Here is a 12,410-nt window from a genome sequence, read left to right as displayed (position 1 = left end):
ACAGACGGACGCGGGCCCCGGGAACCGACAACGGTCGGCTCCCGGGGCCCGCGCAGCCGGGGTACGGGTCGGACGGGGCTCAGCCCTCGTCGTCCTCCGGCTTCTCGTCGGATTCGCCTTCGATCTCGGCCTCCAGACCGAGCTGCTCGACGATCCACTTGTCGAATTCGATCGAGGCACGAACCCAGCTGACCGTGCTCGACACGAAGTGCTCGAGCGAGACACCGGTGCCGACCAGCATCGATGCCTCACCGATCAGACGGACGGTGCCGTCGTCATGGGTGTGGGTGTACGCCTTGGGCCACAGCGTCCGGCGGTTCCAGTCGTCGATCGCCTCCAGCAGCTTCGACTTCTCATCGATGCCGTGGGCACGGTCGTAGAACGTCCGGACGGAGAAGATCTGCTGCTCCTCCTCGCCCCGGAACATGAAGTACGTGCGGAACTGCTCCCACGGGGCGGCGAGGTCACCCTCCTCGTCGACTACGTACTTCAGCTCCATCTGGTCGAGGAGCTGCTTGACCAGGTCCTGGTCGGGCACGACGGGACCATCAGGCCCCGACGGCTGAGGTTCGGGCTGGCCCCCGAAATTCGGAATCGAGGACGGGTCGATGCTCACCGTGGAATTCCCTTCGTATGGTCTCTGCCATCCTCCCCCATATGCGCCCCGTCCTGGCAAGCCCGGACCGGCAGGCGGGGCGGATACGTGCTGACCGGCGGCGCAGGCCCCGGCCGGAACGGTCAGCCGGCCGGGCGTTCCGCCGCCACCGTCAGGCCCTCGCCGTCCCCGTCCACGTCCACCCGGACGGTGTCCCCGTCGAGCACCTCGCCCGCCAGGATGGCGCGCGCCAGCTGGTCGCCGATGGCCGTCTGGACCAGGCGGCGCAGCGGCCGGGCACCGTACGAGAGGTCCGGCGCCGGGGCGCCTGCGACCGGCTCCTGGCCGAGCCAGGCGAGCCAGGCCAGCGCCCGGTCGGTGACGTCGAGGGTGAGGCGGCGGTCGCCCAGCCGGCGCTGGAGGTGGCTCAGCTGGATCTGCGCGATCCGCTGGAGCTGGTCGGTGCCGAGGGGGTGGAAGACGACCAGGTCGTCGAGGCGGTTGAGGAATTCGGGGCGGAACGAGGCGCGGACGGCCTCCAGCACCTTCTCCTTCTTCTGCTCCTCCTTCAGCAGCGGGTCCATCAGGAAGGCGGAGCCGAGGTTGGAGGTGAGGATGAGGATGGTGTTCCGGAAGTCGACCGTGCGGCCCTGGCCGTCCGTGAGGCGGCCGTCGTCGAGCACCTGGAGCAGGATGTCGAAGACCTCGTGGTGGGCCTTCTCGACCTCGTCGAGCAGCACCACGCTGTACGGGCGGCGGCGGACCGCCTCCGTCAGCTGGCCGCCCTCCTCGTAGCCGACATAGCCGGGCGGCGCGCCGACGAGCCGGGCCACGCTGTGCTTCTCGCCGTACTCCGACATGTCGATCCGGACCATCGCCCGCTCGTCGTCGAAGAGGAAGTCCGCCAGCGCCTTGGCCAGCTCGGTCTTGCCGACACCGGTCGGGCCGAGGAAGAGGAACGAGCCGGTGGGCCGGTCCGGGTCGGCGATACCGGCGCGGGTGCGGCGCACCGCGTCGGAGACCGCGCGCACCGCCTCGGTCTGGCCGATCAGCCGCTTGCCCAGCTCCTCCTCCATCCGCAGCAGCTTCTGGGTCTCGCCCTCCAGGAGGCGCCCGGCCGGAATGCCGGTCCAGGAGCCGACCACGTCCGCGATGTCGTCCGGGCCGACCTCCTCCTTGACCATCGGCTCCTTGGCCCCGGCGCCCTTGGCCGCCTCCTGCTCGGCCTCCGCCCGCGCGGCCTCCTCCAACTCCCGCTCCAGGGACGGGATCTCCCCGTACAGCAGCTTGGAGGCGGTGTCGAAGTCGCCGTCGCGCTGGGCGCGTTCGGCCTGGCCGCGCAGTTCGTCGAGCCGCTCCTTGAGCTCACCGACGCGGTTGAGGCTCTGCTTCTCCCTCTCCCAGCGGGCGGTCAGGCCGCGCAGCTCCTCCTCCTTGTCGGCGAGGTCCTTGCGCAGCCGCTCCAGCCGCTGCACGGAGCCGGCGTCGGTCTCGTTGCGGAGCGCCAGCTCCTCCATCTTGAGGCGGTCGACGGCGCGCTGGAGCTCGTCGATCTCGACGGGGGACGAGTCGATCTCCATCCGCAGCCGGGAGGCGGCCTCGTCGACCAGGTCGATGGCCTTGTCGGGGAGGAAGCGGGAGGTGATGTAGCGGTCCGAGAGGGTGGCCGCGGCGACCAGCGCGGAGTCCGCGATCTGCACCTTGTGGTGGGCCTCGTAGCGGCCCTTGAGCCCGCGCAGGATCGCCACCGTGTCCTCGACGGTCGGCTCGGCGACCAGCACCTGCTGGAAGCGCCGCTCCAGCGCCGGGTCCTTCTCGATGCGCTCGCGGTACTCGTCGAGGGTGGTCGCGCCGACCATCCGCAGCTCGCCGCGGGCCAGCATCGGCTTGAGCATGTTGCCCGCGTCCATGGACGAGTCGCCGCCGGCGCCCGCGCCCACGACCGTGTGCAGCTCGTCGATGAAGGTGATGATCTGGCCGTCGCTGTCCTTGATCTCGGCCAGGACGGTCTTCAGCCGCTCCTCGAACTCACCGCGGTACTTCGCGCCGGCGACCATCGCTCCCAGGTCGAGCGCGACCAGCCGCTTGTTGCGCAGCGACTCGGGTACGTCGCCCTTGACGATGCGCTGGGCCAGCCCCTCGACGACGGCGGTCTTGCCGACGCCGGGCTCGCCGATGAGCACCGGGTTGTTCTTCGTGCGGCGGGACAGCACCTGCACCACCCGCCGGATCTCGTGGTCCCGGCCGATGACCGGGTCGAGCTTGCCCTCGCGGGCCGCCGCGGTGAAGTCCGTGCCGAACTTCTCCAGCGCCTTGTACGTGCCCTCCGGGTCCGGGGTGGTCACCCGCCGACCACCGCGGCTCGCCTCGAAGGCGGCCAGCAGCTTCTTGGCCGTGGCGCCCTGCTGCTCCAGCAGCTCGCCGGTGCGCCCGCCCTTGGCGGCGATGCCGATGAGGAGGTGCTCGGTGGAGATGTATGCGTCGCCCAGGTCCTTCGCCCGCTGGGCGGCGTCCGCGATGACGGCGAGCAGCTCACGGTCCGGCTGCGGCGGGGCCACGGTCGAGCCCTGCACGCTGGGCAGCCCGGCGAGCTGGCGCTCGGCCCCGGAGCGCAGGGCGGCGGCGTCCGCCTCGACGGCCGCCAGCAGGTCCATGATGTTGGCGTTGTCATCGGCCCGCCCCGCCAGCAGCGTGAGCAGCAGATGCGCGGACGTCATGTCCGCATGCCCGGCGGTGACCGCCCGCTCGTTGGCGGCGCTCAGCGCCTCCCGGCTCTTGTTGGTCAGCTCGGCGTCCACGTCTGCCTGGTCCTCCTCGTGCGTTCCGGCGCTCCGCGCGCCCCTCTATCCAACCCTGCCTTGGCCAACATGCGATAAGTTGAGTCTATTCCACTCAAGGCGCTCGATCACCCTTGCGAGTGAAGAACCACCGACGGGGCCTCGCGCCGGACTGCGGCTCGTGACACTGGCCTTCGACCACAAGGAGGTGCAGCATGACGGCTATGGCACATGAGCCCTTGCCCACGCACGAGGACACCCTCCTGGAGGGCTTCCTGGCCCTGGAAACACCGGACGGCTTCAGGGCCGAGCTCATCGAGGGGGAGATCGTTGTGACACCGCCCACGGACGGCGATCACGAGGACTACGTGGACATCATCGACGAGCAGGTGCGGGAGCGGTCAGCGGCCCGCATGCAGTTCGTCGGAGGAAAGGGGCTGAAACTTCCCGGCCTCGAAGCCCAACCCGAGGACCGTGTGGTCCCCGATGCCACCATCGCCCCACGGGAGCTGCGCCTCTTCCGGGGCGCTCCGCCCTGGATGCCCAGCGACGGCGTCGCCATGGTCGTCGAGGTGACGTCGAGCCGGCCCCGTAACGACCGCGAGGGCAAGCGGCGAGGCTACGCCCGCGCCGGGATTCCGCTCTATCTCCTCGTCGACCGCGACAAGTCCGCGGTCACGCTCTTCAGCGAGCCGGAGGACGGCGACTACCTCACCACTCACACTGCCCCCTTCGGCAAGCCCCTCCCCCTCCCCGCCCCCTTCTCCTTCGAGCTGGAGACGGCCGACTTCCTCTGATCGCCGGGCCCCCGACTACCCTGGCCCCCATGGCCCACGACCTGAGCGCACTGTCCCCCGAGTACCTCGCCTTCTGGGGCGAGTACTTCATGCCCACGCTGACGACCCTGCGCACCGACGGCACACCGCACGTCGTGCCGGTCGGTGTCACCTACGACGCCGGGCAGCGGATCGCGCGGATCATCACCCGCAAGGACAGCACCAAGGTCAAGAACGTCCTGGCCGCCGGAGCGGACGGGGCCACCGTGGCGGTGTGCCAGGTGGACCGCGGTCGCTGGGCGACGCTGGAGGGCATCGCCCGGGTGCGTACGGACGCCGAGTCGGTGGCCGACGCGGTGCGCCGGTACGCCGAGCGGTACGGCCGGACCCCGGAGCCCAACCCCGATCGCGTCATGATCGAGATCTCGGTGACCAAGGCCCTCGGACGGGCCTGAGGGCCCGCGGCCAACTCCCTTCGCGGCCAGGCCCCTTCCACGAGTTCCCCGAGTTCCACGAGCCCCGTTCCGGACCCGTGGACCTGCCGGGCAGCACCGCGTACCCGCACTGGTCCGGACCTGGCTGAAACCAGACCCTCCATACCCGCCATCGGGCGCCTTCCTGGTACTCAGGAGCGGCAGGAACGAACACCTCCGCACAACGACGAGCGGCATCGGACCTGTCCCGGGCAAAAAGACGGCAGCTGGAGGCCGCATGGCGTCGGCATCACGTATCGCGACGACCGTTCCGCGCCGTCCGCACCCCACCCCGCCCCGCCCGTACGCCGAGAACTGCCCCCGGTGCGGCGGCCAGCTCGCCGTGAACCAGGACGGCTGGAAGATCTGCCATGCCTGCGGATACGCCTCGCCGCCCGGTACGGCCCCTCCACCGCGGGCCCTCGGCGGGGGTATCGTCGCCCCCACAGTCGCCACGCCCCGGAGGGCACGATGAACTCGGTCCGAGTGACGGCGATCGCCTGCCTGATGCCGCTGTCCGAGCTGGACGAGGATCCGTTCCTGGTCGATGACCGCAGCCAGCACGACATGTGCAAACAGTGGGCGGCAGCCCGTGATTACCACCTGACCTGCCAGCTCAGCCTGCACCAGCTGCGCGCCGACCACAGCGCGCTGTGGAGCGATGTCGAAGAGGGCCTGGTCGATGTGTTCGTGACGCCCAACCGCCGGGCGCTGGAGTACGCCATCGACGGGGCCGACGAGTTCGGCCGGCGGTGCGCGGCGGCGGGCGTCCGCCTGGAGACCGCCGATCTCGACGAGCCGGTCTACACGCTCGCGATGAAGTCCCATGTGCACCGCCGGCTTTCGATGCCGACCGCGGGATACAACGGCTGCTGACGACACGGAAAGGGCCGGGGTGGTCTTCCCCGGCCCTTTCGCGCACATACGAGGCGGTACCGCTCCGCGCTACTCCGACGACCGCTTGGGCCGCCACACCACCAGCGCGCTGGTCTGCTGGACGTCCTGATACGGCACCAGATCACGGCGGTACGAGGCGTGCACCGCCGCTTCGCGCTGCCGCATCGCGCTGGCCGCGCCCTCCAGGGCGCCCTGGAGCTCGGCGACCCGCTGCTGGAGGGCCGCGACCTGGTTCTCCAGCTCGATGATGCGCTTGATGCCGGCGAGGTTGATGCCCTCCTCCTGCGACAACTGCTGGACGGTGCGCAGCAGTTCGATGTCGCGGGCGGAATACCGGCGGCCCCGGCCGGCGGTGCGGTCGGGGGAGACCAGGCCCAGGCGGTCGTACTGCCGCAGGGTCTGCGGATGCAGGCCGGAGAGCTGAGCCGCGACGGAGATGACGTACACCGGCGATTCATCGGTCAGTTCATACGGGTTACGACGCTGCCCGCCCCGGCTGTCCATCTCAAGCTCCCTTCGCGGCCTGGAACAGCTCTGCCCGCGGGTCCGGGCCCGCGGTCGCCTCGCGATAGGTCTCCAGCGACTCCCGTGCCTTGTCGCCGAGATCCTTGGGAACGAGCACCTCTATCGTGACCAGCAGATCACCGCGGGTGCCGTCCTTACGGGCCGCGCCCTTGCCGCGGGCCCGCATCGTGCGTCCGTTGGGAGTCCCGGCCGGAAGCTTGAGCTTCACCGGCGGTCCGCCCAGCGTCGGCACCTTGATCTCGCCACCGAGCGCGGCCTCCGGGAAGGTGACCGGCACCGTGATGGTGAGGTTGTCGCCCTTGCGGCCGAAGACCGGGTGGGCGCCGACATGGACGACCACGTACAGATCGCCGGCCGGGCCGCCCTGTTCACCGGGAGCGCCCTTGCCGCGCAGCCGGATGCGCTGCCCGTCCGAGACGCCCGCGGGGATGCGGACCTGCATCGTGCGGGCACTGGTCGCCCGCCCGCTGCCCTTGCAGACATCGCAGGGATCCTGGGCGATCAGGCCGCGGCCCTTGCAGTCGGCGCACGGGTCGGTGAGCGAGAAGCCGCCGCCCGCGCCCCGGCTGATCTGGCCGGTGCCGACGCAGGTCGGGCAGACCCGAGGCGTACCGTTTTTGTCGCCGGTGCCGGAACACGCCTTGCAGGGCGCCTGGCTGGACATCCGCAGCGGGACCGTGGCCCCGTCGACGGCCTCGGTGAAGCTGAGCGTCACCTCGGACTCGATGTCCTGGCCGCGGCGCGGCTGCGTGCGCGTACCGGAGCCGCCGCGGTTGAACAGGCCGCCGAAGACGTCCCCGAGGCCGCCGCCGAAGCCACCGGCGCCGCCGCCCTGACCGGACGAGCCCCCGAAGAGGTCGCCCAGGTCGAAGTTGAAGCTGCCGCCGCCTCCGGGGCCGGGCCGGAAGCCGCCGTTGCCGAACAGCGCCCGGGCGTCGTCGTACTCCTTGCGGCGCTTGGCATCGCCCAGGATGTCGTTGGCCTCGGAGATCTCCTTGAAGCGCTCCTCGGCCTTGGCGTCGCCCTTGTTGGCGTCCGGGTGGAACTCGCGGGCCAGCTTGCGGTACGCCTTCTTGATCTCCGCTTCGGTGGCGTCCTTCGGGACGCCGAGGACCTTGTAGTAGTCCTTCTCGACGAAGTCCTTGGTGCTCATCCCCGACGTCCCTCCTTCCGCGCGGTTCTCTCTGCCGCCACTGCGTCAGCCCTCGTCCGGGCCACCGCTCTCCTCGTCCGAAGCCTTGGCCCCCTTGGCACCCTTGGAGCCCTTGGCGTCCTCGTCGGAGGCGGACTTGGCGCCCTGCGCACCCGGCTGCGGCTCGGCGACGGCGACCCGCGCGGGGCGGATCGTCCGCTCACCGATGCGATACCCGGGCTGAAGGATGGCGACGCATGTCGTCTCCGTCACGTCCGGCGCATACGAATGCATCAGCGCTTCATGGATCGTCGGGTCGAAGGGCTCGCCCTCCTTGCCGAACTGCTGGAGGCCGAGCTTGGCGACCACGGTCTCCAGCGATTCGGCAACCGACTTGAAGCCGCCGACCAGTTCGCCGTGCTCACGGGCCCGGCCTACGTCGTCGAGCACCGGAAGGAGCTCGGACAGCAGATTCGCCGCGGCGATCTCCTTGACCGTGACCCGGTCCCGCTCCACCCGGCGGCGGTAGTTCTGGTACTCCGCCTGGAGCCGCTGGAGGTCCGCCGTGCGCTCGTTGAGCGCCGTACGCACCTGGTCCAGCTGCGCGCGGAGCGCCACGTCCTGTACGTCCCCGGCCGGGGCCGAGCCCGCCTTGTCGGCGGACTCGGCCTGCGCCGCGTCTTCGGGGGCGGCGTCGGAGGGGACGTCGGGCTTCTCGTCGAAGCCCGGAGTCTCCTCCGTCACGCCGCACCGTCCTTCTTGGGCTTCTCGTCGTCGACGATCTCGGCGTCCACGATGTGGTCCTCGGCCTTGGCCTGCTGGCCGGCCTGGGCGCCCTCGGCACCGCCGGCGGCGGCCTGCGCGGCCTGGGCGTCGGCGTACATGGCCTGGCCCAGCTTCTGCGAGACGGCCGCGACCTTCTCGGTGGCGGTACGGATCTCGGCCGTGTCCTCGCCCTTGAGCTTCTCCTTCAGCTCGCCGACGGCGGTCTCGACCTCGGTCTTCACCTCAGCGGGGACCTTGTCCTCGTTGTCCTTGAGGAACTTCTCGGTCTGGTAGACCAGTTGCTCGCCCTGGTTGCGGGTCTCGGCGGCCTCGCGGCGCTTGTGGTCCTCGTCCGCGTAGCGCTCGGCCTCCTCGCGCATCCGGTCGACCTCGTCCTTCGGCAGCGAGGAGCCGCCGGTGACGGTCATCTTCTGCTCCTTGCCCGTGCCGAGGTCCTTGGCCGTGACGTGCATGATGCCGTTGGCGTCGATGTCGAAGGAGACCTCGATCTGCGGGACACCGCGCGGGGCCGGCGGCAGACCGGTCAGCTCGAACATCCCGAGCTTCTTGTTGTACGCCGCGATCTCGCGCTCGCCCTGGTAGACCTGGATCTGCACGGACGGCTGGTTGTCCTCGGCCGTGGTGAAGATCTCCGACCGCTTGGTCGGGATGGTCGTGTTGCGCTCGATGAGCTTGGTCATGATGCCGCCCTTGGTCTCGATGCCGAGGGACAGCGGGGTGACGTCCAGCAGGAGGACGTCCTTGACCTCGCCCTTGAGGACACCGGCCTGGAGCGTGGCGCCGATGGCGACGACCTCGTCCGGGTTGACGCCCTTGTTGGCGTCCTTGCCGCCGGTCAGCTCCTTGACGAGCTCGGCGACGGCCGGCATACGGGTCGAACCGCCGACCAGGACCACGTGGTCGATGTCGGACAGCGCGATACCGGCGTCCTTGATGACGTTGTGGAACGGGGTCTTGCAGCGGTCGAGCAGGTCCGCGGTCAGCTGCTGGAACTGGGAGCGGGTGAGCTTCTCGTCCAGGTGGAGCGGGCCCTCGGCGGAGGCGGTGATGTAGGGCAGGTTGATCGTCGTCTCGGTGGACGACGACAGCTCGATCTTCGCCTTCTCCGCGGCCTCGCGCAGGCGCTGGAGCGCCATCTTGTCCTTGGAGAGGTCGACGCCGTGGCCGTTGGCGAACTGCTTGACCAGGTAGTCGACGACGCGCTGGTCCCAGTCGTCACCACCGAGGTGGTTGTCACCGTTGGTGGCCTTCACCTCGACGACGCCGTCGCCGATCTCCAGCAGCGAGACGTCGAAGGTGCCGCCACCGAGGTCGAAGACCAGAATGGTCTGGTCATCCTTCTCCAGGCCGTAGGCCAGGGCGGCGGCGGTAGGCTCGTTGACGATCCGCAGGACGTTGAGACCCGCGATCTCGCCGGCCTCCTTGGTGGCCTGGCGCTCGGAGTCGTTGAAGTAGGCGGGGACGGTGATGACCGCGTCCACAACCTTCTCGCCCAGGTACGCCTCGGCATCCCGCTTGAGCTTCTGCAGGATGAAGGCGCTCATCTGCTGCGGGTTGAAGTCCTTGCCGTCGATGTTGATCTTCCAGTCGGTGCCCATGTGGCGCTTGACCGACCGGATGGTCCTGTCGACGTTGGTGACCGCCTGGCGCTTCGCGACCTCGCCGACCAGCACCTCGCCGTTCTTGGCGAAGGCGACGACGGACGGCGTGGTCCTGGCGCCCTCGGCGTTGGTGATGACGGTGGGCTCACCGCCTTCGAGAACACTGACGACGGAGTTCGTCGTGCCCAGGTCGATGCCGACCGCACGTGCCATTTCAATTCCTCCAGCTGACTTGAGTGGAACAGGCTCAAGAGTGCAGTACGGGATCAAACCTGTCAACAGAGCTGAGTCGAGCCCACTCAACTTTTATATGGCCCTTATCCTCACCGAGCCGCCACTCAAGACGCCGACCCCCGGCGGAGGGTTGCCCGCGCGACACAGATCACCGGCCGGGCGGCTTCATGAGGCCCGGAATACTGGGTAACCTCAGCCGCAGACCCAAAAAGTTACCGCTTAGTAGTTCCGCTCGGATCCGGCTGATCTGGTCGCGCAGATCATCCCGCAGATCCCGCAGATCCTTCTGATTTCGCCCGCTCTCGCAGGTTCGAGGAGCCACCAATGCAACTCGCCGCGATCATCGTGTCGCTGGTCCTAATCGCGGTCGGCGTAGCGCTGTTCGGCCGTGCCATCCTGCAGATCTACCGCCAGCTGCGGCTCGGCCAGTCCGTCCCCGCCGGTACCCGCACCGACGAGCCCGTGCAGCGCACGGTCACGGTCGCCAAGGAGTTCGTCGGCCACACCCGGATGAACCGCTGGGGCGTCGTCGGCGTGGCGCACTGGTTCGTGGCGGTCGGCTTCCTCACCCTGCTGCTGACGATCGTCAACGCGATCGGCCAGCTCTTCAAGGCCGACTGGCTGCTGCCGTTCCTCGGCAACTGGCTGCCCTGGGAGCTGTGGGTCGAGGGCATGGGCACGCTGACGACCGTGGGCATCATCGTCCTGATCGTCATCCGGCAGCTGAGCAGGCCGGGCGGGGCGGGCCGCAAGTCCCGCTTCGCGGGCTCCAACATCGGCCAGGCGTACTTCGTCGAGGGCGTCATCCTCATCGTCGGCATCTGCATCGTGATGCTGCACGCCCTGGAGGGTGCCCAGCACGGCGTCGACCACTACGAGGCGGCGTACTTCGTCACGTACCCGGTGGTCGCGGCCCTGAAGGGGCTGAGCGTCGGCACGCTCCAGAACCTGACGTACCTCTTCGCCGGCATCAAGATCGCGACGTCCTTCATCTGGATGATCACGGTCGCCCTCAAGACCGACATGGGCGTGGCCTGGCACCGCTTCCTGGCCTTCCCCAACATCTGGTTCAAGCGCGAGGCGGACGGCGGGACGGCGCTCGGCGCGCTCCAGCCGATGACGTCGGCGGGCAAGCCGATCGACTTCGAGGACCCGGGCGAGGACGACCAGTTCGGCGTCTCCCAGATCGAGCACTTCTCCTGGAAGGGCCTGCTGGACTTCGCCACCTGCACCGAGTGCGGCCGGTGCCAGTCGCAGTGCCCCGCCTGGAACACCGGCAAGCCGCTCTCGCCGAAGCTCCTGATCATGTCGCTGCGCGACCACGCGCACGCCAAGGCGCCGTACCTGCTCGCCGGCGGCGGCAAGGACGCCGAGGGCAACGAGAAGGCGACCGAGGAGCAGCTCAAGGACGTGCCGGCCGCCGCCCTCGCGGAGGCCGAGCGCCCGCTGATCGGCACCCTCGCGGAGAACGGGGTCATCGACCCCGACGTGCTGTGGTCCTGCACCACCTGCGGCGCCTGCGTCGAGCAGTGCCCGGTCGACATCGAGCACGTCGACCACATCGTCGACATGCGCCGCTACCAGGTCATGATCGAGTCCTCGTTCCCGTCCGAGGCGGGCACGATGCTCAAGAACCTGGAGAAGAAGGGCAACCCCTGGGGCCTGGCCAAGAAGCAGCGGCTGGCGTGGACCAAGGAGGTCGACTTCGAGGTCCCGGTCGTCGGCAAGGACGTCGAGGACCTCACCGAGGTCGACTACCTCTACTGGGTCGGCTGCGCCGGCGCCCTGGAGGACCGCGCCAAGAAGACCACCAAGGCGTTCGCCGAGCTGCTGCACATCGCGGGCGTGAAGTTCGCGATCATGGGCGGCGACGAGGCGTGCACCGGTGACTCGGCCCGCCGCCTGGGCAACGAGTTCCTCTTCCAGCAGCTCGGCCAGCAGAACGTCGAGGCGCTGAACATGGCCTTCGGCGAGGACAGCGACGACGAGTCGACGAAGAAGCCCAAGGCGTCGAAGAAGATCGTCGCGACCTGCCCGCACTGCTTCAACACCATCGCGAACGAATACCCGCAGCTGGGCGGCGAGTTCGAGGTCATCCACCACACCCAGCTGCTCCAGCACCTGATCGACGAGGGCAAGCTGATCCCCGTCACGCCGGTCGAGGGCCTGATCACGTACCACGACCCGTGCTACCTGGGCCGCCACAACAAGGTCTACACCCCGCCGCGCGAGATCATCGCCAAGGTGCCGGGTCTGCGCAACGAGGAGATGCACCGCCACAAGGAGCGCGGCTTCTGCTGCGGCGCCGGCGGCGCCCGGATGTGGATGGAGGAGCGGATCGGCAAGCGCATCAACAACGAGCGCGTCGACGAGGCCCTCTCCCTCAACCCCGACATCGTCTCCACCGCCTGCCCGTTCTGCCTCGTCATGCTGACCGACTCGGTCAACGGCAAGAAGAACGACGGGAAGGCCAAGGAGTCCATCCAGGTCGTCGACGTGGCCCAGCTGCTGCTGGACTCCGTCAGGACCCCGATCGACCCGCCCTCGGACGACGCGGAGTCGGCGGACGCACCGGAGCCCGAGCCGGTGAAGTAGCACCTCCGGACGCAGCTCA

Annotated in this window: 11 protein-coding genes; 5 read left to right on the top strand and 6 right to left on the bottom strand. The window is 69.3% G+C overall.

What is annotated here, in order from left to right:
- Positions 1–79: 79 nt before the first annotated feature.
- Both IEZ17_RS12915 and clpB read right to left on the bottom strand, forming a co-directional pair.
- Entirely contained in the window at positions 80–616 is a 537-nt protein-coding gene (locus IEZ17_RS12915) for a YbjN domain-containing protein (RefSeq protein ID WP_189299587.1), read from the bottom strand.
- 122 nt (positions 617–738) lie between these two features.
- Entirely contained in the window at positions 739–3,393 is a 2,655-nt protein-coding gene (clpB, locus tag IEZ17_RS12910; protein WP_189299585.1) for an ATP-dependent chaperone ClpB, read from the bottom strand.
- Between the two features lie 194 nt (positions 3,394–3,587).
- Between clpB and IEZ17_RS12905 the strand changes: the two genes are divergently transcribed.
- The 4 genes from IEZ17_RS12905 (at position 3,588) to IEZ17_RS12890 (ending at position 5,497) form a co-directional block, all read left to right on the top strand.
- Positions 3,588–4,169, top strand: a complete 582-nt coding sequence (locus IEZ17_RS12905; RefSeq protein WP_189299583.1) for a Uma2 family endonuclease — start codon at positions 3,588–3,590, stop codon at positions 4,167–4,169.
- 29 nt (positions 4,170–4,198) lie between these two features.
- Positions 4,199–4,603: a pyridoxamine 5'-phosphate oxidase family protein gene (locus tag IEZ17_RS12900; RefSeq protein WP_189299581.1), complete on the top strand. Its 405-nt coding sequence runs from the start codon at positions 4,199–4,201 to the stop codon at positions 4,601–4,603.
- Between the two features lie 256 nt (positions 4,604–4,859).
- On the top strand, positions 4,860–5,096 hold the full coding sequence (locus IEZ17_RS12895) for a hypothetical protein (RefSeq protein ID WP_189299579.1): 237 nt from the start codon (positions 4,860–4,862) through the stop codon (positions 5,094–5,096).
- A complete protein-coding gene (locus tag IEZ17_RS12890) occupies positions 5,093–5,497 on the top strand; it encodes a hypothetical protein (RefSeq protein ID WP_189299577.1) in 405 nt (134 codons plus the stop codon). Before IEZ17_RS12895 ends, IEZ17_RS12890 begins: the two co-directional genes overlap by 4 nt.
- Positions 5,498–5,566: 69 nt before the next feature.
- Here IEZ17_RS12890 and IEZ17_RS12885 read toward each other — a convergent pair whose 3' ends face one another.
- Genes IEZ17_RS12885 through dnaK form a run of 4 tightly spaced genes read right to left on the bottom strand, consistent with a single transcriptional unit; the run spans position 5,567 to position 9,775 of the window.
- Entirely contained in the window at positions 5,567–6,022 is a 456-nt protein-coding gene (locus IEZ17_RS12885) for a heat shock protein transcriptional repressor HspR (RefSeq protein ID WP_043265068.1), read from the bottom strand.
- 1 nt (position 6,023) lies between these two features.
- On the bottom strand, positions 6,024–7,196 hold the full coding sequence (dnaJ, locus tag IEZ17_RS12880; RefSeq protein WP_189299575.1) for a molecular chaperone DnaJ: 1,173 nt from the start codon (positions 7,194–7,196) through the stop codon (positions 6,024–6,026).
- A gap of 45 nt (positions 7,197–7,241) precedes the next feature.
- Positions 7,242–7,919, bottom strand: a complete 678-nt coding sequence (gene grpE / locus IEZ17_RS12875; RefSeq protein ID WP_189299574.1) for a nucleotide exchange factor GrpE — start codon at positions 7,917–7,919, stop codon at positions 7,242–7,244.
- Positions 7,916–9,775 carry a molecular chaperone DnaK gene (gene dnaK, locus IEZ17_RS12870; RefSeq protein ID WP_189299572.1) on the bottom strand — a complete coding sequence of 620 codons (1,860 nt, stop codon included), beginning with the start codon at positions 9,773–9,775 and terminating at the stop codon, positions 7,916–7,918. Before dnaK ends, grpE begins: the two co-directional genes overlap by 4 nt.
- Before the next feature lie 345 nt (positions 9,776–10,120).
- Between dnaK and IEZ17_RS12865 the strand changes: the two genes are divergently transcribed.
- Complete coding sequence (locus IEZ17_RS12865; protein WP_189299569.1) at positions 10,121–12,391, top strand: (Fe-S)-binding protein; 2,271 nt, start codon at positions 10,121–10,123, stop codon at positions 12,389–12,391.
- The last annotated feature ends 19 nt before the right edge of the window (positions 12,392–12,410 follow it).

Source organism: Streptomyces albospinus (genome assembly GCF_014648695.1).
Lineage (GTDB): Bacteria > Actinomycetota > Actinomycetes > Streptomycetales > Streptomycetaceae > Streptomyces > Streptomyces albospinus.
This window is presented reverse-complemented; position numbering and strand designations above follow the sequence as displayed.